The 22,770-nt window shown below is 68.2% G+C and carries 20 protein-coding genes; 6 read left to right on the top strand and 14 right to left on the bottom strand.

Annotated elements, in window-relative coordinates:
* Positions 1 to 79 precede the first annotated feature (79 nt).
* Positions 80 to 1,675, bottom strand: coding sequence for a phosphoglycerate dehydrogenase (gene serA, locus A9O63_RS05490; protein WP_069331023.1), 1,596 nt, complete (start codon positions 1,673 to 1,675; stop codon positions 80 to 82).
* 80 nt (positions 1,676 to 1,755) lie between these two features.
* Positions 1,756 to 2,913 (bottom strand): phosphoserine transaminase, encoded by a 1,158-nt coding sequence (locus A9O63_RS05485; RefSeq protein ID WP_069331022.1) that lies wholly within the window; start codon positions 2,911 to 2,913, stop codon positions 1,756 to 1,758.
* Positions 2,914 to 3,052: 139 nt separating this feature from the next.
* Between A9O63_RS05485 and serB the strand changes: the two genes are divergently transcribed.
* Entirely contained in the window at positions 3,053 to 3,928 is an 876-nt protein-coding gene (gene serB, locus A9O63_RS05480; protein WP_069331021.1) for a phosphoserine phosphatase SerB, read from the top strand.
* Positions 3,929 to 4,113: 185 nt separating this feature from the next.
* Here the strand turns inward: serB and zapE are convergent, their stop codons facing one another.
* Positions 4,114 to 5,190 carry a cell division protein ZapE gene (gene zapE / locus A9O63_RS05475; RefSeq protein ID WP_069331020.1) on the bottom strand — a complete coding sequence of 359 codons (1,077 nt, stop codon included), beginning with the start codon at positions 5,188 to 5,190 and terminating at the stop codon, positions 4,114 to 4,116.
* Between the two features lie 89 nt (positions 5,191 to 5,279).
* Between zapE and A9O63_RS05470 the strand changes: the two genes are divergently transcribed.
* The gene (locus tag A9O63_RS05470) at positions 5,280 to 6,569 is read left to right on the top strand and encodes a DUF2254 domain-containing protein (protein WP_069331019.1); all 1,290 of its coding nucleotides are present in this window, start codon (positions 5,280 to 5,282) and stop codon (positions 6,567 to 6,569) included.
* Here the strand turns inward: A9O63_RS05470 and gyrB are convergent.
* The 8 genes from gyrB to mutM form a co-directional block, all read right to left on the bottom strand.
* Positions 6,526 to 8,961: a DNA topoisomerase (ATP-hydrolyzing) subunit B gene (gene gyrB / locus A9O63_RS05465; RefSeq protein WP_069331018.1), complete on the bottom strand. Its 2,436-nt coding sequence runs from the start codon at positions 8,959 to 8,961 to the stop codon at positions 6,526 to 6,528. The genes A9O63_RS05470 and gyrB overlap by 44 nt on opposite strands.
* A 91-nt stretch (positions 8,962 to 9,052) precedes the next feature.
* Positions 9,053 to 9,475, bottom strand: a complete 423-nt coding sequence (locus tag A9O63_RS05460; RefSeq protein ID WP_069331017.1) for a VOC family protein — start codon at positions 9,473 to 9,475, stop codon at positions 9,053 to 9,055.
* Positions 9,472 to 10,563 carry a DNA replication/repair protein RecF gene (gene recF / locus A9O63_RS05455; protein ID WP_069331016.1) on the bottom strand — a complete coding sequence of 364 codons (1,092 nt, stop codon included), beginning with the start codon at positions 10,561 to 10,563 and terminating at the stop codon, positions 9,472 to 9,474. The genes A9O63_RS05460 and recF overlap by 4 nt, the downstream gene beginning before the upstream one ends.
* Positions 10,564 to 10,630: 67 nt before the next feature.
* On the bottom strand, positions 10,631 to 11,749 hold the full coding sequence (dnaN, locus tag A9O63_RS05450; protein WP_069331015.1) for a DNA polymerase III subunit beta: 1,119 nt from the start codon (positions 11,747 to 11,749) through the stop codon (positions 10,631 to 10,633).
* A gap of 117 nt (positions 11,750 to 11,866) precedes the next feature.
* Positions 11,867 to 13,234, bottom strand: a complete 1,368-nt coding sequence (gene dnaA / locus A9O63_RS05445) for a chromosomal replication initiator protein DnaA (RefSeq protein WP_069331014.1) — start codon at positions 13,232 to 13,234, stop codon at positions 11,867 to 11,869.
* Between the two features lie 539 nt (positions 13,235 to 13,773).
* On the bottom strand, positions 13,774 to 14,052 hold the full coding sequence (rpsT, locus tag A9O63_RS05440) for a 30S ribosomal protein S20 (protein WP_069331013.1): 279 nt from the start codon (positions 14,050 to 14,052) through the stop codon (positions 13,774 to 13,776).
* Positions 14,053 to 14,162: 110 nt separating this feature from the next.
* Complete coding sequence (locus A9O63_RS05435; protein WP_002721912.1) at positions 14,163 to 14,939, bottom strand: enoyl-CoA hydratase; 777 nt, start codon at positions 14,937 to 14,939, stop codon at positions 14,163 to 14,165.
* Between the two features lie 60 nt (positions 14,940 to 14,999).
* Positions 15,000 to 15,851: a bifunctional DNA-formamidopyrimidine glycosylase/DNA-(apurinic or apyrimidinic site) lyase gene (gene mutM, locus A9O63_RS05430; protein ID WP_069331012.1), complete on the bottom strand. Its 852-nt coding sequence runs from the start codon at positions 15,849 to 15,851 to the stop codon at positions 15,000 to 15,002.
* Positions 15,852 to 15,944: 93 nt separating this feature from the next.
* On the opposite strand from mutM, the gene ubiE reads away from it, so the two are divergent.
* Positions 15,945 to 16,697, top strand: a complete 753-nt coding sequence (gene ubiE / locus A9O63_RS05425) for a bifunctional demethylmenaquinone methyltransferase/2-methoxy-6-polyprenyl-1,4-benzoquinol methylase UbiE (protein WP_069331011.1) — start codon at positions 15,945 to 15,947, stop codon at positions 16,695 to 16,697.
* A gap of 49 nt (positions 16,698 to 16,746) precedes the next feature.
* Complete coding sequence (gene ubiB, locus A9O63_RS05420; protein ID WP_069331029.1) at positions 16,747 to 18,228, top strand: 2-polyprenylphenol 6-hydroxylase; 1,482 nt, start codon at positions 16,747 to 16,749, stop codon at positions 18,226 to 18,228.
* Here the strand turns inward: ubiB and A9O63_RS05415 are convergent.
* On the bottom strand, positions 18,223 to 18,891 hold the full coding sequence (locus A9O63_RS05415; RefSeq protein ID WP_069331010.1) for a flagellar hook assembly protein FlgD: 669 nt from the start codon (positions 18,889 to 18,891) through the stop codon (positions 18,223 to 18,225). The two genes, ubiB and A9O63_RS05415, sit on opposite strands and share 6 nt — an antisense overlap.
* 9 nt (positions 18,892 to 18,900) lie before the next feature.
* Positions 18,901 to 19,368: a flagellar hook-length control protein FliK gene (gene fliK, locus A9O63_RS23290; RefSeq protein ID WP_235836933.1), complete on the bottom strand. Its 468-nt coding sequence runs from the start codon at positions 19,366 to 19,368 to the stop codon at positions 18,901 to 18,903.
* 1,890 nt (positions 19,369 to 21,258) lie between these two features.
* Here fliK and A9O63_RS05405 point away from each other — a divergent pair.
* Positions 21,259 to 21,537, top strand: coding sequence for a rod-binding protein (locus tag A9O63_RS05405; protein ID WP_069331008.1), 279 nt, complete (start codon positions 21,259 to 21,261; stop codon positions 21,535 to 21,537).
* Positions 21,527 to 21,850, top strand: coding sequence for a hypothetical protein (locus A9O63_RS05400; RefSeq protein ID WP_069331007.1), 324 nt, complete (start codon positions 21,527 to 21,529; stop codon positions 21,848 to 21,850). The genes A9O63_RS05405 and A9O63_RS05400 overlap by 11 nt, the downstream gene beginning before the upstream one ends.
* Before the next feature lie 3 nt (positions 21,851 to 21,853).
* Here A9O63_RS05400 and fliI read toward each other — a convergent pair.
* Positions 21,854 to 22,770 (bottom strand): flagellum-specific ATP synthase FliI (fliI, locus tag A9O63_RS05395; protein ID WP_069331006.1); only part of this gene is annotated, 917 nt, incomplete at its 5' end.

Below are 22,770 nucleotides of genomic sequence, written 5' to 3'. Positions count from 1 at the left end.
TGACAGGAGGCCCGGCCGCGCCGGACCTCCGCACCTTATGCGCCCTGACCGGAAACCGGAAGGGCAGCCGAAGGAGGTGTCAGGCCACGTCGAATTCGAGCGGCTTCACCTGCTGGAAGAGGCCGGTGGATTCCAGCGTCTCCACCACCTTCGGATCGATTGCCTGATCGAGGTAGAGGATCGCGATGGCCTCCTGCCCGACCGAGGTCCGGCCGAGGGGGAAGTTCGCGATGTTGACGCCGTTCTTGCCCATGGTCATGCCGAGCAGGCCGATGATGCCCGGCACGTCCTCGTTCGTGGTGTAGAGCATGTGGCGGCCGACCTCGGCGTCGATGTTGATGCCCTTGATCTGGATGAAGCGCGGCTTGCCGTCCGAGAAGCAGGTGCCCGCCACCGACCGCTCGCGCTTGTCGGTCACGACCGTCAGCTTGATGTAGGCATCGAAAGCGCCCGACTTGGCCTGCGTGGTGGTCGAGATCTGGATCCCGCGCTCCTTGGCGACGACCGGGGCCGAGACAAGGTTCACGTCCGGGTTGGTGGCCTTCATGATGCCCGCGATGGTGGCGCAGTTCAGCGCGGCGAGGTTCATCTCGCCCACGGCCCCGTCATAGAGCACGTTGATCGCCTTGATCGGCTCGTCCGTCATCTGGCCCACGAAGGCGCCGAGATGGCCGGCGAGCTTGACCCACGGGCCCATGACCGCGGCCTCTTCCGCCGTGACCGACGGCATGTTGAGCGCGTTCTGCACCGCGCCCGTCAGCAGATAGTCCGACATCTGCTCGGCCACCTGAAGCGCCACATTCTCCTGCGCTTCCGTCGTGGAGGCGCCGAGGTGCGGCGTCACGACCACGTTCGGCAGGTTGAAGAGCGGGCTCTCGGACGCGGGCTCGACCTCGAACACGTCGAAGGCGGCGCCGGCCACATGGCCCGACTTGATTGCCTCGGCCAGCGCCTTCTCGTCCACCAGACCGCCGCGGGCGCAGTTGATGATCCGCACGCCCTTCTTGGTCTTGGCCAGAGCCTCGGCCGACAGGATGTTGCGGGTCTTGTCGGTCAGCGGCACATGGAGCGTGATGAAATCGGCGCGCGCCAGCAGCTCGTCGAGCTCGACCTTGGTCACGCCGAGCGCCTTGGCGCGCTCTTCCGACAGGAAGGGATCGTAGGCCACGACCTTCATCGAGAGCCCCAGCGCGCGGTCGCAGACGATGCCGCCGATGTTGCCCGCGCCGATCACGCCGAGCGTCTTGTTGAAGAGCTCGACCCCCATGAAGCGCGACTTCTCCCACTTGCCGGCATGGGTCGAGGCATTGGCCTCGGGCAGCTGCCGGGCGCAGGCGAACATCATCGCGATGGCATGTTCGGCGGTGGTGATCGAATTGCCGAAGGGCGTGTTCATCACGATCACGCCCTTGCGCGAGGCGGCCGGGATGTCGACGTTGTCGACCCCGATGCCGGCGCGGCCGATGACCTTGAGGTTGGTGGCCTGCTCGAGCAGCTTCTCGGTCACCTTGGTGGCCGAACGGATCGCGAGGCCGTCATACTGGCCGATGATCTCGGCCAGCTTTTCCTTGTCCTTGCCGAGTTTCGGCATGTAGTCGACCTCGACGCCACGGTCGCGGAAGATCTGGACGGCGGTTTCGGAGAGTTCGTCGGAAACGAGAACGCGGGGGGCCATGTCGGGCATCCTGTCGGTAGGGGATCAGCGGACGGGGCAGAGGTGCCCCGCCCCGAAACGGTGGTCAGAGAGCGTCCGGCTCAGGCGGCCTTGGCGAGCGCCGCGATCTCGGCCTCGAAGGCCCATTCGATCCAGGGCATCAGCGCCGCAACATCGGCCGTCTCGACGGTCGAGCCGCACCAGATCCTGAGGCCCGCAGGCGCATCGCGATAGGCGCCCACGTCGAGGGCCACGCCCTCCTTCTCGAGCCGCTTGGCCACCGCCTTGGCGAAGGCCGCGCCGTCCGCGATGCGCGGATCGGTGAATTTCAGGCAGACCGAGGTGGTCGAGGCGGTCGCGGGATCGACGGCGAGGTTCGCGATCCAGTCATGCGCCGCGACGAATTCGGCCACGACCTTCGAGTTCGCTTCCGCGCGGGCGACCAGCGCCTTGAGTCCGCCGATCCGTTGCGCCCACTTGAGCGAGACGAGGTAATCCTCGACCGCGAGCATCGAGGGCGTGTTGATCGTCTCGCCCTGGAAGATGCCCTCGATCAGCTTGCCGCCCTTGGTCATGCGGAAGATCTTCGGCATCGGCCAGGCGGGCGTATAGCTTTCCAGCCGCTCGACCGCGCGGGGGCTGAGGATCAGCATGCCGTGGCCGCCCTCGCCGCCCAGCACCTTCTGCCAGGAGAAGGTCACGACATCGAGCTTGTCCCAGGGCAGGTCCATGGCGAAGGCCGCCGAGGTGGCGTCGCAGATGGTGAGACCTTCGCGGTCAGCCGGGATCGCATCGCCGTTGGGCAGGCGCACTCCGCTGGTGGTGCCGTTCCAGGTGAAGACCACGTCCCGGGTGAAATCGACCTGTGCCAGATCGACGATCTCGCCATAGGGCGCCTTGCGCACGGTCGCGTCGAGTTTCAGCTGCTTCACCGCGTCGGTGACCCAGCCCTCGCCGAAGCTTTCCCAGGCCAGCATCTCGACGGGGCGCGCGCCCAGCAGCGACCACATCGCCATCTCGACCGCGCCGGTATCCGAACCGGGGACGATGCCGATGCGGTAGCCTTCGGGCACGCCGAGGATCTCGCGGGTGAGGTCGATCGCCTCTTTCAGCTTGGCCTTGCCGACGGCGGCACGGTGCGAACGGCCCAGCGGCGCGTCCGACAGAAGGTCCAGCGAATAGGCGGGAATCTTGGCGCAGGGGCCAGAAGAGAAGCGCGGATTGGCCGGCCGCGCGGCCGGGGTCTGCAGATCAGACATGTTACCCTTCCAGATAGATGCCTCTCGTTGGGGAGAGGTGTCCCGCTGTCGCCATTACGCCCCGGCAGGCTCTGGCGCAAGGAAAAGAATTGTCCTAGAGCGGCGCTCGATCTTGAAAAAGCGACCTTGGGAGAGTGCGATGTTCGTTGCCGTCCTCATGACCAACCCCGCCGCGCCGGGGCTCGAGCGGACCACCGTCGAGTCGCTCCGCAACGCCTGGGGCGGCGGCGACGCGCGTTGGCTGCAACCGGGGGTGGCGGCGGAATTTCCCGTCTCTGCAATGCCTTCGAACCGCTGGCAGGTCTGGGAGGATCTGCAGGCGCTGAAGGTCGACCTCGCGGTCGTCCCCGCCGAAGGACGGCGCAAGAAGCTGCTTCTGGCGGACATGGATTCGACGATGATCCGGCAGGAATGTATCGACGAGCTGGCCGACGAGGCGGGCGTCGGCGAATATGTCGCAGGCATCACCCGGCGGGCGATGAATGGCGAGCTGAACTTCGAGTCGGCGCTGCGCGAGCGGGTGGGGCTCCTGAAGGGCCTCTCCGCCTCGGTGATCGACCGGGTGTTCGAGACGCGGATCCAGTACATGCCCGGCGGCCGCGCGCTGGTGCAGACGATGAAGGCCCATGGCGCACGCGCGGCGCTGGTCTCGGGCGGCTTCACCGCCTTCACCGAGAAGGTGGCGGCGGGCCTCGGCTTCGACGAGCACCGCGCGAACATCCTCCATGTGGCCCAGGGCGCGCTGACCGGCACGGTGGCCGAGCCGATCCTCGGACGCGAGGCCAAGCTCGCGGCGCTGGAGGAGATCTGCGCCCGGCTGGGGATCGAGGTCGCGGAAGCCATGGCGGTGGGCGACGGGGCGAACGACCTCGGGATGCTGAAGCGGGCGGGCGCGGGCGTGGCCCTGCATGCCAAGCCCGTGGTGGCCGCCGAATGCGATATCCGCATCAACCACGGCGACCTGACCGCGCTGCTCTTCGTGCAGGGCTACGGTGAGGACGAGATCCGCGCCTGAGCGCGGCGGGCCGGGCGTCCGCTCTGCACGGGACCAAGGATCCGAAGCCGCGCGTCCGCGACCCCCGACCTCTCCGGACCCGCTCCGGGCGGCGAGGCGAGCCATCCCTGCCCGCGCCGCCGTCGATGTTCGGACATGCCGGTTCCGCCCCGCCCGACAGCGCGGTCCGAGCGGGTGCTCCCGGCTCAGTTCGCCCAGTCGGCCGATTGCATCTCGCGCAGGCGGCTCGCCGTCCGTTCGAATTCGAACGACCCTTCGCCTTCGATATAGAGCCGCTCGGGCTCGTCGGCGGCCGAGGCGATCAGCCGGACCCGCGCCTCGTAGAGCGCATCGATCAGGGTCACGAACCGCTTGGCCTCGTTGTAGTTTTCCGCCGAAAGCCGGGGGATGTCCTCGAGGATCAGCACCCGGCAGGCCTCGGCGATGGCGAGGAAATCGGCCGGCCCCAGCGGGCGGGCGCAGAGATCCCAGAAGGTCGCGCGGCCCACGCCATTCGCGAAGCATGGAATCTCGACCGTCCGCCCGTTCACCGGCAGCCGCATCGGATGGCCGCGGTCGCCGCCCGTCAGATCGGTCCAGATCCGCGCGATCGCCTGCTCGGCCTTGCGCGCCGGATGGAAGAAGACCTGCGCCCCCTGCAGCCGGTGCTGGCGGTAGTCGGTCGGGCTTTCCAGCTCGATCACCGTCATCCGCTCGCGCAGGAGGTCGATGAAGGGCAGGAAGACCTCGCGGTTCAGCCCGTTCTCGTAGAGCCCCTCGGGCGGACGGTTCGAGGTGGTCACGATCACCACGCCCTGCTCGAACAGCTTCTGGAACAGCCGCCCCACCACCATCGCGTCGGTGATGTCGGTGATCTGCATCTCGTCGAAGGCCAGAAGCCGCACCTGCCCCGCCACCTTGTCCGCCACCGGCTGGAGGGCATCCTCGACGCCCTTCTTGCGGGCCTCGTGCATCCCCTGCTGCACCTCCTGCATGAAGGCATGGAAATGCACGCGCCGCTTCATCGGGATCGCCACCGCCTCGGTGAAGAGATCCATGATCATCGACTTGCCGCGGCCCACGCCGCCCCAGAGATAGAGACCCTTCGGCAGCTCCTCCTTGGCCGCAAAGAGGCCGAAGAGGCCGCGCTTGCGCTCGGGATGGGCCTCGAGCCACTGGCGGATGGACTCGAGATCCTCGAGCACCGCATGTTGCGCGGGATCGGCCCGCAGCTCTTCCGCATAGACGCGGGCTTCGTAGATGTCAGTCAAGGACTTGCGCATGGGCCCTCATAGACCTCCCCCGCAGGACGGAAAAGGGCGGAACCGCGCGGAGACAGGTCGCGTTCCCGATCACATTGGAGAGTTCGCTCATGGGTCCCATTCACTTGCGCATCCTGTGGTCCCGCATCCGGCGGACCCTGTGGTTCACTCCAGCTCTCTATGCGGTCGTAGCGCTGCTGGTGCTGTCGACGGCGCCGCTCGTCGGGCGGATGCTGCCCTCGGGCGTCAACAACCTGATCGGGCTCGACGGCGTCTACGACCTGCTGGACGTGCTGTCCAATTCGCTCCTTGCGGTCTCGATCTTCTCGCTCGGCATCATGGTGTCCTCGCTGCAGGCCGCGGCTGGCGCAGCCACCCCCCGCGCGCGCCCGCTTCTGACGGAGGACCGGACGGCGCAGAACGCGATCTCGACCTTTCTGGGCGGCTTCATCTACGGGATCGTGGGCCTCGTCGGGCTCTCGACCAACTACTATGGCGACGCCGCCAAGGTGGTGCTGTTCGTCGTGACCTGCGCGGTGATCGTGGCCGTGATCGTAGCGCTCATCCGCTGGATCGCGCGGCTGTCGAATCTCGGCGACGTGTCGGAGGTGATCGACCTCGTGGAGCGCGCGGCCACCCGCTCGTTTCAGGCGGATGCCGCCGAGCCCTGGCTCGGCGGCGTGCCGATGACCAGCCTGCCCGAGGGGCGGTTCGCCGTGCACCCCGTCCGGATGGGCTTCGTTCAGGCGGTGAATTCCGACGAGCTCGCCGCTCTGGCCGAAGAGTGGGACATCGATCTGCATCTGGCGGCCCGGCCCGGCGCCTATTCGGATCCGAACCGTCCGCTGCTTCTTGCCTCGCGCGCGCTCGACGAGGAGCAGCGGGACGCGGCGCGCGCCTGTTTCGTGATCGGCGGGCAGCGCACCTTCGAGGCCGATCCGCGCTTCGCGATGATCGTTCTGTCGGAGACCGCCTCGCGCGCGCTCTCGCCCGGCATCAACGACCCCGGCACGGCCATCGACGTGATCGGCACCTCGTCCCGCGTCCTGGCCGACTGGGCGAAGGCGCTGGACGAGGCAAAGGGCGAGGTGCGCCACAGGCGGCTGCATGTGGGCCGGCTCGCGCCGGAGGATGTGCTGGAAGACGCCTTCCGCTGGATCGCCCGCGACGGGGCCGGCCAGCTCGAAGTGCAGATCCGCCTGCAGCGGGCGCTGGCCTCCCTCTCCGCCGGCGCGCCGCAGCTGTTCGGACATCCGGCGCGCGCGCTCTCGGAGGAGGCGCTGCTGCGCGCCGAACAGGCGATGACGCTCGATCAGGACCTCGACCGGCTCCGGGCCGAGGCGGCCCGGCTCGGCTTCAGGTGTCCAGATTCTCCACGTTCAGCGCGTTCTGCTGGATGAACTCGCGCCGCGGCTCGACCACGTCGCCCATGAGCTTGGTGAAGATGTCGTCGGCCTCGGCCAGATCGTCCACCTTCACCTGAAGCAGCGTCCGCGCCTCGGGATCGAGCGTCGTCTCCCACAGCTGTTCCGGGTTCATCTCGCCGAGACCCTTGTAGCGCTGGAGCGACAGGCCCTTCTCGCCCTCGGCCAGCACAGCCTTGAGAAGCGCGATAGGCCCGTGGATCGGCTGCTCGCGGTCCTTGCGGACGAGCCGCCCGCCCGGCGCATAGACATCGCGGGTCTGGCCGGAGACCTGCGACAGCCGCCGGGCCTCGCCCGAGCGCAGCACGGCCCCGTCCAGGGTGCGAAGCTCCTCCACGCCGCGCAAGACGCGCGAGAGGCGGATGCCGTGATCCTGCGTGATCCGTCCCTTCCAGCCGCGCTCATATTCGGCAGCCGTCAGATCCAGCCGCTCGGCCACGCGGTCGGCCACGAGTTGCAGGTCGTCATCGGCCCGGCCCGGATCGAATGCCCCCGACAGGGCCGCCTGTTCGAGGATGTTGCGCGGGTAATGCGTGGGGAAGCCCTCCAGCACCCGGCGGAACTGGCGCGCGCCCTCGATCACGCGCAGAAGGTCCTGCCCCGCGATCTCCTCGCCCGAGGCAAGCCGCAGGATGGCCCCCTCGATCCCCTGCTGGATCAGGTAATCGTCGAGCGCCGCCTGATCCTTGAGATAGACCTCGGACTTGCCGCGCGCGACCTTGTAGAGCGGCGGCTGCGCGATGTAGAGGAAGCCCCCCTCGATGATCGCGGGCATCTGCCGGAAGAAGAAGGTCAGCAGCAGTGTGCGGATGTGGGCGCCATCGACGTCCGCATCGGTCATGATGATGATCTTGTGGTAGCGCAGCTTGGCGATGTCGAACTCGTCCCGGCCGATACCCGCGCCAAGGGCGGTGATGAGCGTGCCCACCGTCTCGGAGGAGAGCATGCGATCGAACCGCGCCCGCTCCACGTTCAGGATCTTGCCCCGGAGCGGCAGCACCGCCTGGTTCTTCCGGGCGCGGCCCTGCTTGGCCGAACCGCCGGCCGAGTCACCCTCGACGATGAAGAGCTCGGACAGCGCCGGGTCCTTCTCCTGACAGTCGGCGAGCTTGCCGGGCAGCGAGGCCACGTCCATCGCGGTCTTGCGCCGGGTCATCTCGCGCGCCTTCCGCGCCGCCTCGCGCGCCAGCGCCGCCTCGACGATCTTGCCGACGATGGACTTGGCGGTGGCCGGGTTCTCCTCGAACCACTCGGCGAGCTTCTCGTTCACGAGATTCTCGACCGCGGGCCGCACCTCGGAGGACACCAGCTTGTCCTTCGTCTGGCTCGAGAATTTCGGATCCGGCACCTTGACCGACAGAACGCAGGTCAGCCCCTCGCGCGCATCGTCGCCGGTGAAATCCACCTTCTCGCGTCGGGCGATGCCGCTGTCCTGCGCATATTTGGTGATGGTCCGCGTCAGCGCGCCCCGGAAACCCGCGAGGTGGGTGCCGCCGTCCCGCTGGGGGATGTTGTTGGTGAAGGGGAGCACCGTCTCGTGGTAGCTGTCGTTCCACCACATCGCCACCTCGACGCCGATGCCGCCGCGCTCGCCCGTGATGAAGATCGGCTCGGGCATCACCGGGCTCTTCGACCGGTCGAGGTAACGCACGAACTCACGCACGCCGCCCTCGTAGAAAAGCTCGCTGTGCAGCGGCTCGGCCGGGCGCTCGTCCTCGAGCAGGATGCGGACGCCGGAGTTCAGGAAGGCCAGCTCGCGCAGCCGCGCCTCGAGCGTCTTGAAGCTGTAGTCGAGGTTCGAGAAGGTCCCGTCGGGCCGGTTGGTCTTGGCCGAGGCCAGAAAGCGCACCTCGGTGCCCTTCTCTCCCGGCGCATCGCGCACGACGCGCAGATGCTCGACGGTCTCGCCATTCTCGAACCGGGCGAAATGCTCGCGGCCGTTGCGCCAGATGCGCAGCTCGAGCCAGTCGGACAGCGCGTTCACCACCGAGACGCCCACGCCATGCAGGCCGCCCGAGACCTTGTAGCTGTTCTGGTCGAATTTGCCCCCGGCATGGAGCTGGGTCATGATGACCTCGGCCGCCGACACGCCTTCGGAGGCATGCATGTCGACCGGGATCCCGCGCCCGTTGTCGCGCACCGAGACCGAGCTGTCGGCGTGGATCTTCACCGTCACGGCCGTGGCATGGCCGGCCAGAGCCTCGTCGATCCCGTTGTCCACCACCTCATAGACCATGTGGTGGAGGCCGGAGCCATCGTCGGTGTCGCCGATATACATGCCCGGACGCTTCCGGACAGCTTCCAGCCCCTTGAGAACCTTGATGGAATCGGCGCCATACTCTTCCGGCACGCGGGCAGCTTCGGCCATTCGGACAAACCCTTTGCTTTGCCCGCGAGTTATAGCGGTCCCACCCGGGAATGTCACGCCCGAGGCCCAAGATTTAGCGGCCTGCCGCCCGTCAGGGCAGGGTCAGGCTCCCATCCTCGGCCAGCGGCCAGACCGGGTTCATGGCCACCTCCCAGACATGGCCGTCGGGATCGGACCAATAGCCGGAATAGCCGCCCCAGACCACCTTTTCCGGTCGCTTGATCGCGGTCGCGCCCGCGGCCAGCGCCGCCTCGAAGGCCGCATCCACCTCGGCCTCCGTCGGGAAATTCTGCGCGAGCGTCACGGCCCCCGTCCCCAGCGCCGCCTCGGGCCGGCCCTGGTCGGCCGCAAGATCCGCCCGGCCGAACAGCGCCAGCGCCGAGCCCTGCAGCTGGAAGAAGGCCACCCCCTCCTGGGCCCGGTGCTGCTTCCAGCCGAGCCTCTCGTAGAAGGCAACCGACGCCGCCAGATCGGCGACGCCCAGCGTGACGAGCGTGATGCGCTGCGGTGTCATGGCCCGATGTCCCTTGTCTCCGAAAGCCCCCGGGCTTCCGTCACTTCGATCCGCTGCGCCCGATCGCCGAGCGCCGCAAACAACTCCGGCCCCGTGCCGGTCATGAAGGCCTGCGCGCCGAGCGCGCAGATCTCGTCGAAAAGCGCCGCCCGCCGCCCCTCATCCAGATGGGCCGCCACTTCATCCAGAAGCAGCACGGGGGCCGCACCCAGATCTTCGGCCAGCGCGCGGGCATTGGCAAGAATGAGCGAGATGAGAAGCGCCTTCTGCTCGCCCGTCGAGCATTGCGCGGCAGGAACGTCCTTGGCTGCATAGATCGCCGTCAGATCCGCGCGGTGCGGCCCCACCAGCGTCCGCCCCGCGGCCATGTCGCGCCGCCGTCCCTCGGCCCAGGCGGCGGCCAGATCCTCGGGATCCTCCGAGGCCACGGACAGCACCGCCCTCGGAAAGGCCGTCTCGGCCGCCCCCTGCGCCGCCATCAGACGCGCCACCGCCTCGTCCCTGTGCGCCCGGATCGCCCGCGCGGCCTCGGCCATCCGCCCCTCCAGTGCCCCATGCCAATGGGCATCGGCCACCTGCTCCTTCAGAAGCCGGTTCCGCTCGCGCATGGCCTTCTCGTAATCGAGCACCGCCTCGGCATGATGGGGCGTGAAACTCATGGCCACCCGGTCCAGGAAGCGCCGCCGCCCCTCCGCGGCTTCGGTCCAGAGCCGGTCCATCGCGGGCACCAGCCAGACGATGCGCAACAGGCGGCCCAGCATCACCTGCGTCGCGGCCTTGCCGTCGATCCGCACCTGCCGGGCCCCGCCGCCCTCGGCCCAGGTCTCGATCTCATGCCCGGAATGGAGCCCCTGCACCGCGGCCGTCACCTTCCAGCCGAGCGCCTCGGGCCGCCGCGCGATCTCGTCGGCCGCCGCGCGCCGCAGCCCCCGTCCCGGCGAGAGCAGCGAGACCGCCTCGAGCAGGTTCGTCTTGCCTGCCCCGTTCGCCCCCACGAAGGCCACCGGCCGCCCGTCGAACGCCATCCGCGCCGCACGATGCGAACGGAAGTGCGAGAGAGCGAGGGATGTGACGGCAAGCCCGCGCATCCCTTCTCCTTTCATTCTGGGAAAAATATCCCGGGGGTGCGGGGGCAGCGCCCCCGCGCGCCCTTCCTCACACGCGCATCGGCATCACGACATAGACCGCCGACATGTCGTTGCCTTCGCGCATCAGCGTCGGATCGCCCGAGGAGTTGAACAGGAAGACGGCATTCTCGCGGTCCACTTGGCTCGCGATCTCGAGGAGATATTTGGCATTGAAGCCGATCTCCAGCCGCTCGTCGCCGTAGGCCACCGCCAGCTCCTCCTCGGCCGCGCCGGAATCGGGCGCATTGACCGACAGCACCAGACGGTCCTCGTCGAGCGAGAGCTTCACCGCCCGCGACCGTTCCGACGAGACGGTGGCCACCCGGTCCACGGCCTTGGCGAATTCCTGGGCATCCACCTCGAGCCGGCGTGAATTGGCCGTCGGGATCACGCGCGAGTAATCGGGGAAGGTCCCGTCGATGACTTTCGAGGTCATGGTGATCTGCGGCGTGGCGAAGCGCACCTTCGTCTCCGAGACCGAGACCGCGATCTCCACCTCGTCATCGTCCAGAAGCTTGCGCAGCTCGTTCACGGTCTTGCGCGGCACGATCACGCCGGGCATCCCCTGCGCCCCCTCGGGCAGGGCCGCATCGATCCGCGCCAGACGGTGGCCGTCGGTCGCCACGCAGCGCAGCACCGGCCCCTCCTCGCCCGTCGCCACATGCATGAAGACGCCGTTCAGGTAATAGCGCGTCTCCTCGGTCGAAATCGCGAACTTGGCCTTGTCGAACAGACGCCGCAGCACGGGGGCCGGCGCCTTGAAGGTCGAGCTGTATTCCGAGCTCGCCATCACCGGGAAATCTTCCTTCGGCAGCGTGGCGAGGCTGAAGACCGACCGGCCCGCCGTCACCGTGAGCCGCCCCGAGGCCGGGTCCTCGGACAGGCCCACCAGCGCGCCGTCGGGCAGCTTGCGGACGATCTCGTGCAGCATGACCGCCGAGACGGTGGTGGCGCCGGCGCGCTCGACCACCGCGGGCGTGCGATCCACCACTTCGATGTCGAGGTCGGTCGCGCGGAAGGACACCGTATCGCCTTCGGCCTCGATCAGGACGTTCGCGAGGATCGGAATCGTGTTCCGACGCTCGACGACCGACTGGGCCTGGCCCACGGCCTTGAGCAGAGCCCCGCGCTCGATGCTGATCTTCATTCCCTCACCCCTTCTTGACGCGGACGCCGAAACTGCCCGGTTTCGCACCGAACCTCAAGATTTTTCCCGACTATGGATGGATTGCGGGGAGCGTCAAGCGCCCCCCGGGCCACAGGATCAGGCCTGCAGCAGACGACGCAGCAGTTGCAGATCGTCGGCAAGCTGCGAGTCGGTCGCCATCAGCTCCTCGATCTTGCGCACCCCGTGCATGATCGTGGTGTGATCGCGGCCCCCGAAGCGGCGGCCGATCTCGGGCAGCGAGCGGGGCGTGAGCTGCTTGGCCAGATACATGGCCACCTGGCGCGGCCGGGCAATGGTGCGCAGGCGCTTCGGGCCGATCATGTCCGACAGGCGGATGTTGTAATGTTCCGCCACCTTGCGCTGGATCTCCTCGATCGTGACCTTGCGGTCCGAGGCGCGCAGGATGTCGGCCAGACAGTCCTGGGCCAGATCGAGCGTGATCTCGCGCCCCACGAGGCTTGCGAAGGCGAAGAGGCGGGGGAGGGCCCCTTCGAGCACGCGGACGTTCGTGGTGATGCGATGCGCCAGAAACTCGAGCACGCCGTCGGCGATCACGAGGCCGCGGTACTGCTCGCGGTAGAAGTCGGCCTTCTGCTGGAGGATGCCCAGACGCAGCTCGTAGTCGGTGGGATGCAGGTCCACCACGAGGCCGCATTGCAGGCGGCTCTTGATCCGCTCCTCGAGGTCCTTGATCTCGCCCGGCGCGCGGTCGGCCGAGATGACGATCTGCTTGTTCTGGTCCACCAGCGCGTTGAACGTGTGGAAGAACTCTTCCTGCGTCGAATCCTTGCCCGCGATGAACTGCACGTCATCGACCATCAGCACATCGACCGACCGGAACAGCTCCTTGAAGCCCAGGATCTCGCGTTCGCGCAGCGCCTGGACGAAGCGATACATGAACTGCTCGGCCGAGAGATAGAGCACGCGCGCGCCCGGCTGGCGCTTCTGCAGGTCGTGGGCGATGGCATGCATGAGGTGCGTCTTGCCGAGACCCACGCCGCCATAGAGGAACAGCGGGTTGAAGGTGACGGGGCCGCCTTCGGCCACGCGGCGGGCGGCCGCATGGGCGAGCTCGTTGGGCTTGCCCACCACGAAACTGTCAAAGGTGAAGCGGGCGTCGAGCGGGGCGCCGCGCAGATCCTCCTCGGCGGGCGCCGGGCGGGCGCGGGCCGCGGGCGCGGCAGGGGCAGCGGCCTTGACCTCCTTGAGCGGCGCGCGGGGCGTATTGGAGACGGCAAACTCCAGCCGCTCGACCGGCGAGCCGGCCTCGGTCAGACGCATGCGGATGTGATCCGCGAAGTTGCGCTGGACCCAGTCGCCGAAGAACAGGGTCGGCACCTCGAACCGTGCCACGCCCTCGTCGAGACCCATGAGCCGGAGCGGCTCGATCCAGGTCACGAAATTGTTGCGGCCCACCCTCTTGAGGAGCCCTTCGCGCACTTGAACCCAGGTCTCATTCGTCATTTCCTATGCCCGTTCGCCGTTCATCGCCTGCGGCCCCGCCCGCGCCGAATGCGCGGGGATGCCTTGTTGTGGTTCTGCGAAGCAACGCAAATGGGGGCGCCGGAAGACCGGCGCGCATGAGACCACCTCACCGCCTGCGGATGCAGGCAGTGCGGCTACCGGGTAACCGCCACAGACGAAGCGGACATGACGCCGCTTCTCCGCAAACGCGGATCGTGCCCTGCTGGCACAAGAATCGTAACCCCGAGACCACGGAACATCATTCATCCCACCGCTTGGCGCGGCAGTTGGCAGCAAACGTATGACAATCCGCGATCGGCCATGTCCCCCCAAGGACGTGTGAATCGCTGGGATGACGCTAGCAAGCGGCGCCGAGCATCTGCAACCGAACTTCGTTGTTGACTAATCCTTTGTCGCAGCGAATCCCGGCAACCGTGCGGAAGCGCCACAGGCCGGGCGAAAGACGACCGGAGGGGCGGCGGAAAACGAAAAACGCGCCCCGAGGGGCGCGTTTCAACCTGCTGACAATGCAGGAAAAATCAGGCTGCGGCGGGATGCGACAGCACCTTCACCCGGTGGGCGAGGCGCGACATCTTGCGGGCCACGGTGTTCTTGTGCAGCACACCCTTGGTGACGCCGCGCGCCAGCTCGGGCTGGGCGGTCTTCAGGGCGGCGGCAGCAACCGACGCGTCACCCGTGGCGATCGCTTCCTCGACCTTGCGCAGGAAGGTGCGGATCCGCGACCGGCGGGCCTTGTTAACGGCGGCGCGGGCCTCGGCCTGGCGGGCACGCTTCTTGGACTGGGGCGAGTTGGCCATGTATCAGGACTTCCGTCTCTACGTTCGATCTCTCGTTGAAGCCGCGTCTTTACGGGCGACTCGGCGACAAGTCAACCCGCAGGGATCGATTCCCGCCGCGGCCCGGCGAATTACTTGTCGCGGAACTGCGGAGTCCGCTTCTCGAGGAAGGCAGCCATGCCCTCCTTCTGGTCTTCCGTCGCGAAAAGCGCGTGGAAGAGGCGGCGCTCGAAGAGGACGCCCTCGCGCAGCGTGGTCTCGTAGCTGCGGTTCACCGCCTCCTTCACCGCCATGGCGGTCAGCAGCGATTTCTCGCTGATCTTGGAGGCGGCCTTCATCGCCTCCTCCATCAGGTTCTTGGCCGGAACGACCCGGCTCACGAGGCCGCAGCGCTCGGCTTCGGCCGCATCCATGAAGCGGCCGGTCAGATGCATGTCCATCGACTTCGACTTGCCCACGAAGCGCGTCAGGCGCTGCGTGCCGCCGAGCCCTGCCACGACGCCCAGGTTGATCTCGGGCTGGCCGAACTTGGCCGTATCGGCGGCAATGATGAAGTCGCACATCATCGCCAGCTCGCAGCCGCCGCCGAGCGCATAGCCCGCCACCGCCGCCACGATCGGCTTGCGCACCCGCAGCATCGCCTCGGAATCCGAGGTGAAGAAATCGCTGCCGAAGACATCGACGAAGCTCTGCTCGGCCATCTCCTTGATGTCGGCACCGGCGGCGAAGGCCTTCTCCGACCCGGTGAGGACGATGCAGCGCACCTTCTCGTTCCGGTCGGCCGCGCCGAGCGCATCGGCCAGTTCGGACATCATCTTGCTGTTGAGCGCATTGAGCGCGTCCGGGCGGTTCAGCCGGATCAGCGCCACATAATCCTCGATCTCGACGATCAGGGTTTCGTAGGCCATTCGGGTTCCCTCGTCATGGCAATTCCGCGAAGGTCTAGCAGTCCGGCAGCAGGGATCAAGTCATCTCTGGCAGAGCGGGCAGTGGAAGGACGAGCGCCCCGACTGCACGATCCGCCCCACGGTGCCGGAGCAGCCGGGGGTAACGCAGGGTAAACCCTCGCGTCCGTAAACCCTGAACGTGTGCTGGAAGTAGCCGAGCTCGCCATCGGCCTGCCGGTAGTCGCGCAGCGAGGACCCGCCCGCCTCGATCGCCTCGGAGAGCACCTCGCGGATCAGCGGCACGAGGCCCTCGGCCTCGGCGCGGCTCAGGCTGCCCGCAAGGCGGCCGGGCGCCAGCCCTGCGCGGAACAGCACCTCGCAGACATAGATGTTGCCCAGACCGGCCACGATCCGCTGGTCGAGAAGGGCCGCCTTGATCGGCGTCCGCCGCCCCTCGAGACGCGCCGCGAGATAGGCGCCGTCGAAGGCGTTGCCGAGCGGCTCGGGACCCAGCACGGCCAGCAGCGGATGGGCCTCGGCCGCCTCGGTCGCCACCAGATCCATCGCGCCGAAGCGGCGCGCATCGTTGAAGGTGATGCGTGCACCGCCCTCCATCTCGAGCACCACATGATCGTGACGCGAGGGCGCGGGATGGTCGTGGAAGAACTCTCCCACCTGCGCGCCCGAGACCAGCATCCGCCCCGACATGCCGAGATGGATGAGCAGCGACTGCCCTCCCGAGAGGTCCGCGAGAATGTATTTCGACCGCCGCCGCAGCCCCAGAACCCGCTGCCCCGTCAGGCGCTCGGCCATACGCGGGGGAAAGGGCCAGCGCAGATCCGCCCGGTTCACGCGCGCCTCGGCAATCAGCCTGCCCGCCATCGCGGGCTCGAGCCCCCGGCGCACGGTTTCGACTTCTGGAAGCTCGGGCATCGGCCACTCCGCGACAGATGGCAGCAAGGGGGTCCATTGCAGCCCCCGCGCCCGGCCCTATAAAGAGGGCGCAGCAGAGGACGGCAAGAGCCCATGAGCGACGAAACTTCCAACACGACACATTTCGGCTTCCGGACGGTTCCGGAAGGCGAGAAGGCGGGGATGGTTCATGGGGTCTTCACCCGCGTGGCCTCGAGATACGACATCATGAACGACCTGATGTCGGGCGGCGTCCACCGGCTCTGGAAGGACGCGATGATGGATTGGCTCGCACCGCGGCCGGGCCAGAAGCTCCTCGACGTGGCGGGCGGCACGGGCGACATCTCGTTCCGCTTCCTCAAGCGCGCTCCGGGCGCCGAGGCGACCGTCTGCGACATGACCGAGTCGATGCTGGTCGAGGGACGGCAACGCGCCGACGCGGCCCAGATGGCCGACCGGCTCGACTGGGTGGTGGGCGATGCGATGGCCCTGCCCTTCGCCTCGAACACGTTCGACGTCTATACGATCAGCTTCGGCATCCGGAACGTGACCCGCGTGCAGGATGCGCTGAACGAGGCCTACCGGGTGCTGAAGCCGGGCGGCCGGCTCATGGTGCTGGAGTTCAGCCAGCTGCCCAACCCGATGATGCAGTGGGCCTATGACCGCTATTCCTTCAACGTGATCCCGGTGATGGGCCAGATCGTGGCGAACGACCGCGACAGCTATCAATATCTGGTGGAATCCATCCGCAAGTTCCCCGACCAGGAGACATTCGCGGACATGATCCGCAAGGCCGGTTTCGGGCTGGTGAAATACCGCAATCTCTCGATGGGCATCGCCGCGCTGCATTCCGGCTGGAAGATCTGATTTGAGGGGTCCCCACAACATCTGGCGGCTGGTCCGCACCGCCGCCACCATGGAGCGCACAGGCGCCATCGGCGCCGTGCTCGAGGCGATGGATGCGCCGGCCAATCTGCGCGTCGTGGCGCGGGTGCTCGGCTGGCCGTTCAAGTGGCTGGGGCTGCCCGGCGATCCGGCGCTGCCGCCGGCGACGCGGGCGCTGACCGCGCTCGGGCCTGCCTACATCAAGTTCGGACAGATCCTCTCGACCCGGCCCGACGTGGTCGGCCCCGAGATGGCGCTGCAGCTCCAGTATCTGCAGGACAAGCTGCCGCCCTTCCCCACGCCCGTGGCCAAGGCCCTGATCGAGGAGGAGCTGCATCTGCCCGTCGACCGCGTCTTCTCGGAATTCTCCGAGCCGGTCGCCGCGGCCTCGATCGCGCAGGTCCACCGCGCGCGGCTGGCCGACACCGGGGTCGAGGTGGCGGTCAAGGTCCTGCGCCCGGGGATCGAGCGCGCCTTCCGCACCGACATCGACGCCTTCTATCTCGCCGCGCAGATCATCGAGCTTCTCTCGCCCTCCTCGCGCCGCCTGCGCCCGACCGAGGTCATCCGTCATTTCGAGGGCGTGGTGAACGGCGAACTCGATCTGCGGCTCGAGTCGGCCTCGGCCGGCGAATTCGCCGTCAATACCGAGGCGGACGCGGGCTTCCAGGTGCCCAAGCCGGTCTGGAACCTCTCGGCGCGGCAGGTCATGACCATCGGATGGGCAGAGGGCCTGTCGCTCGCGGACAATCCCGCGCTGGACGCCGCCGGCCACGACCGGACAGAACTCGGCACGCGCGTGCTCTCGCTCTTCCTCCGCCATGCGCTGCGCGACGGCTTCTTTCACGCCGACATGCATCAGGGCAACCTGAAGGTGGCCGCGAACGGCGACATCATCGCCTATGATTTCGGGATCATGGGGCGGCTCGACGAATATACCCGCCGCGTCTATGCCGAGATCATCTTCGGCTTCATCCAGCGCGATTACCGCCGCGTGGCCGAAGTCCATTTCGAGGCGGGCTACGTTCCGGCCGACCGCGACATCGACGAATTCGCGCGCGCCCTTCGTGCGGTGGGCGAACCCATCTTCGGCATGGATGCCTCGCGGATCTCGATGGCGAGGCTGCTCGCCTACCTCTTCGAGGTGACCGAGCGGTTCGGCATGGAGACGCGGACCGAACTGATCCTGCTCCAGCGGACGATGGTCGTGGTCGAGGGGGTTGCGCGCTCGCTCGACCCCCATATCAACATCTGGCAGGTCGCCCGCCCGATCGTCGAGGATTATATCCGCGACAATGTGGGGCCGAAGGCCGTCGCCCGCGATCTCCTGCGGACGGCGCGGATCCTCGGGCGGTTCGGGCCGCGCCTGCCGCGGCTCGTCGAGGCGCGGCTGATCCGGCAGGGCCATCCCGAGATTGAGGAGCCGCCCCGGCGCGAGACCCATCCGATGGTCTGGATGCTGGCGGGAGCAGGCCTGACGGCTGCGGGCGTCTGGATCGGCAGCCTTCTATGAGGCGTCCCGCAACGCAGTGACTGCGCTTGCGGGAACCTCGATCCCTCCCTTCATCACGAGGAGCGTGCCGCTGCTGCCGCCGCGCGCCTCGATGATCTCCGCATAGACGCCCACCTTCGACGTGTCGGTGACCTGATCGCCCGTGTAGCTCTCGACCGTGAAACTGTAGGCGCCCTTCGGCAGCGGCTGCCCGGAGGCATCCGCGCCCGCCCACTCCATCTGCCCTCCGCCGATCGGGATGTCCTCCTGCGCGACAATCGTGCCCGCGCCATTCCGCACGACCAGCACCGCCCGATCCGCATCCTCGGAAGGCTTCGGCGAAAGGGTGAGCGGCGCGCCGTCGAACCAGGCCGGGGCTTCGACCTCCGCCTCGCGCCCGATCCAGCCTGCCAGCTCGGACAGGCCCATCACGCCGATCGAGGCGCCCATCCCGGTCAGGATCTCGTTGGTCTTCACCTGCTGCTCCACCCCCGAAAAGGTCGCGAGCTGCATGGCGAAATCGTCCGACTCCATAGGGTTCATCGGATCCTGATTCTGGAGCTGCGTGGTCAGCATCCGCAGGAAGGTCTCGTAATCGGACGTGACCGCCTTGTCGGCAGAAGCATCGCTCCTGCTCCGCGTGGCCGAGCTGCCGGCGCTCGTTTCCGTTCCCGTGACATTCATGATGAACTCCTAGATCCTGAGGTCGAGGCCCGTCGCCGCCCGGCTGACCGCGGCCGTCGGGGTTTGAATATCCGTCCGCTCCGCCTCGAACGCGGCCCGCGCCCGGGGCGGCGGCTGCCCCTCGCGCCCTCCGAAGCTGAGCGAGGCGCCCAGGAAGCCCGCCTGTCGCATCTCGGCGCCGAGATCTCCCGAGTTCCGACGCATCATGTCGAGCGTATCGGTCCGGTCCGCCTGCACGAGCACGCGAACATGACCACCGTCATGGGCCACGGTCATTTTTACCCGGCCGAGTTCGTCCGGCTGCAGGACAACCTCCACCGCGTCCTCCTCGCCGTTCTGGGTCTCGGTCGCCGCTCGGGCGGGGGCTTGGGGCGCCGGATGAGCGGGTGCGCGCGCCGGATCCGGCGACATCCGCGGCTCGGAAAGCACCGGAGCGGACGGCGGAGGATCGTGAGGAGCATCCAGGTCAGGCGCCAAGACCTTCTCCGGCGACTGCCTCTGGGTTTCGCCAGACGGGGCAGACTGCGGCTCTGGCCTCGGCGAGACGCAATCCCCGGGACCTGCCAGCCGTTCCGATGCCGTCTGCTCCGGTGCTGACCTGGTTCCACCGCGCTCGGCTGATGCGGGCACCTTGGTTCCGGCGCGCTCGGCTGATGCAGGCGCCTTGGTTCCCGCGCGTTCGGCTGATGCAGGCACCTTGGTTCCGGCGCGCTCGGCTGATGCAGGCACCGTGATTGCGGGAGCCGCAATCGCAACATCTTGGGGCGCTACGGCCGCTGGTTGGGCTGCCGGAAGCGCCCCTTCGGATGCGACCGGCACCGAGGGCGGTGCGGGCGTTTTGTCCGCCTGCAGATAAGCCGGCTGAGCCTCTTGCGGCTGAAGCGGGGCATGCCTCGACAGTGACATCTCGAGCTTCACCGGCAGATCGCTACCTGCAGCAGGTGCCGGGCCGTGCGCCGGCTGCCTCGGCGGAGGTTCGGCATCAAATCCATCGGTCGCGCCCCTGGGGTCCGGCAGACTCGGGACCCTGTCCGACATGCTGGCAGAGGCGCCGTGGAGCGGCAGCAGGTTCAGCTTGGGCTCGGATCGGGCCTGCGGCATGCTGAGATAGGCGAGGCGCCCCCGGAAGGCTTCGTCCTGCTCGGATGGGCCATCTACGGGAGCCGGCGCCCGCGCCGATGCCATCTCTGTTGAAGCAAGACTCATAAGCGCCGCCGGATGGGGGGAGACGAGCGGCACTGCCGGCGCGGACGCCGGATCCGTCCTGATCGGGACGCGGCCCACAGGCGCCTCCGGATGAGAAGAGGCACGCGGCACTGCCGGCGGCCGCGCCGGAGCCATCCCGGTTGGGGCGAGGCTCAGAGGCGCCGCCGGATTGGGAGAGGGGAGCGGCACCCTGGGCGCGGCGGGGCTCGCCTCCGCGCGGCGGAGCTCCGCAACACCCTCGCTTACCGAGGGCAGCATCATCTTGCTGGCGCTGCTGCTGGGCAAGTCCTCCCGCTCGTCTGGCCCGTTGCCGGACGATGGGGCTGCCACGAGAGTCGCGGCTGCGGGATCTTTCGTCCCTGCTGCCTCGTCCCGGCGAGGCGACGTTTCGGCGGTTTGCGAGGCCTCGTCGGCAGTCTTCACCTCCGGAAGCCGACCTGGAGCGAGAGTGCTGCCCCTCGAGGGTGCCGCAGGAGTGGGTTGCGCCGACGAGAATCGCGAAAAGCGATCCGGGTCTGGCGGACCCTCCGCCTCGGGACGAGGGTCGCCCGGTCCGTTCAACCCAGCCGGAGGACATGCTCCAGCCTCTCGGCCCCGGTCAGGCGGCGCGTCCGCGGCAGGTTCCGCAGGCGGGTCTCGGTGCCTTGCATCGGGAGGCGGAGCAGGGGCGCAATCCTTGGGCGGAAGGCCGGGAGCTGCTTCGACCACAGGGTCTGGCGCGGCAAGGGTGCCTGCTCCCTCGTCCTCGCCGGGAGGGCTCACCATCGGCACCGGGGCCTGCTCCGGTTCTGTGCTGGGAGAAATCGGAACGCGGATGTGCCACATCGGGGCCGCCGGATCGCAGATGCAAGGCACAGGTTCCTCGTCGGGGGATGCATCTGCGTCCGGATCCGGACCTTCGGCCGGGACCGGGATGGCCGGAGCGTCGGCCGTCACGGGCTCGGGCGGCGCACTGGAGTCCAGCTCGGCGGCGAAGGCCGCGCCTGCAAGGGCAGCGGCAGGCGCCTTGAGCGCCGGTTCAGGAGAGGCAACTGCCTGCGGAATCGCACCAATGATCACTGCCCGGACCCTCTGTGGCTTTTGCCCTTTCTGGCGGAAAGGGATTACGGAACATTTACGCCTCTCCGGCAGGGTCAAAAAAACCGACCCAAGGAGACGTCCATGTCCATAACGATCACTCCGACGCCATCGTTGGCCCACGACCCCAGGCCGGACCTGCACCGGAAAGCCGAGGAGCTCGAGGCCGCCTTCCTCTCCGAAATGCTTGGCCACACCGGCCTTCGGACGGCGTCGGGGCCGTTCGGGGGCGGCATCGGCGAACAGCAGTTCGCCTCGTTCCTGCGTGACGAGCAGGCGGCCGGGATGGTCCGCTCCGGCGGCATCGGCCTCGCCGAGCAATTCTACCGGTCGCTGACGAAGGGGATGGACGATGGTCTCTGATCCGCTCGACTCGCTGCTCGACGAGGTCCGCCGGACCGTCACCGCCGGCAATCTTGCCGCTCTGCCCGACCTCGAGACGCGGCTGGCGGAGGCGCTGGAGCGGCTGCCCCCCGATCCCGCACGATTGGTCACGCTGCGCCGAAAGGCCGAAGGCAACCTCGCCTGTCTCGCCGCGGCCGCCCGCGGAGTGCGCGCCGCGCGCCGGCGGCTCGAGGAGATCCGGCAGGCGGCATCGGGGACCGTCGTGGTCTATGACGGCCACGGCCGGCGCGCCGAAACCCGGCCGGAAGCGGCCCCCCGGCACAGGCTCTGACCGTCAGCATCCCAGACAGTCGGCCAGGCGGCGGAAACTTGCGTCGATGCCGTCCGGCGCATCCTCGGCCAGAAAGGCGTCGAGGGCGGGCCAGACCCGGATCGCCGCGTCGACCTGCGGGTCGGATCCTTTGGCATAGAGCCCCGCCTGGATCATCATCTCGGCGCGGTCCCAGGCCCCGAGCAGGCGGCGCGCCTCGGCAATCAGCGCATTTTCGGCCGTGCTTGCGGCCTCAGGCAGCGCCCGCGACACGGATCGCAGCAGGTCGATCGCCGGAAAGCGTCCACGCTCGGCGATCTTGCGATCCATCACCACATGGCCGTCGAGCACGCCGCGCAGGATGTCGGCCACCGGCTCCTCCATGTCGGACCCGGCCACGAGGACCGAGAAGACCGCCGTGATGTCGCCGGTGCCCTCCGCGCCCGGCCCCGCGCGTTCGGCCAGAGCCATGATCGTATGGGCGGTCGACGGGGGAAAGCCCCTCATGCTCGCCGCCTCGCCGCCCGCGAGCGCGACCTCGCGATGAGCCTCGGCAAAGCGGGTGATCGAATCGACGAGGAGCAGCACATGAAGCCCCTGGTCGCGGAAATGCTCGGCCACCGCCATGGCCGCCCAGCCGCAGCGACGGCGAACCAGCGGCGACTGGTCGGAGGTGGCCGTCACCACCACCGCACGAGCCATGCCCGCAGGGCCGAGCACCCGCTCGGTGAAATCCCGCAGCTCGCGACCCCGCTCGCCCACGAGCCCGATCACCACCACATCGGCCACGACGCCTCGCGCGAACTTGGCCAGAAGCGAGGATTTCCCCACCCCTGACCCCGCGAAGAACCCGATCCGTTGCCCCTGGACGAGAGGCAGCAGCGTGTCGAAGACCGCCACCCCGGTGGGCAGCCGCGGCCCGAGGCTGCGGCGGAGCGCCG

It is taken from the genome of Cereibacter johrii (assembly GCF_001720585.1).
Classification (GTDB): domain Bacteria; phylum Pseudomonadota; class Alphaproteobacteria; order Rhodobacterales; family Rhodobacteraceae; genus Cereibacter_A; species Cereibacter_A johrii.
The sequence above is the reverse complement of the archived record's forward strand: the minus strand, read 5'-3'. Positions and strand labels throughout refer to the sequence as shown.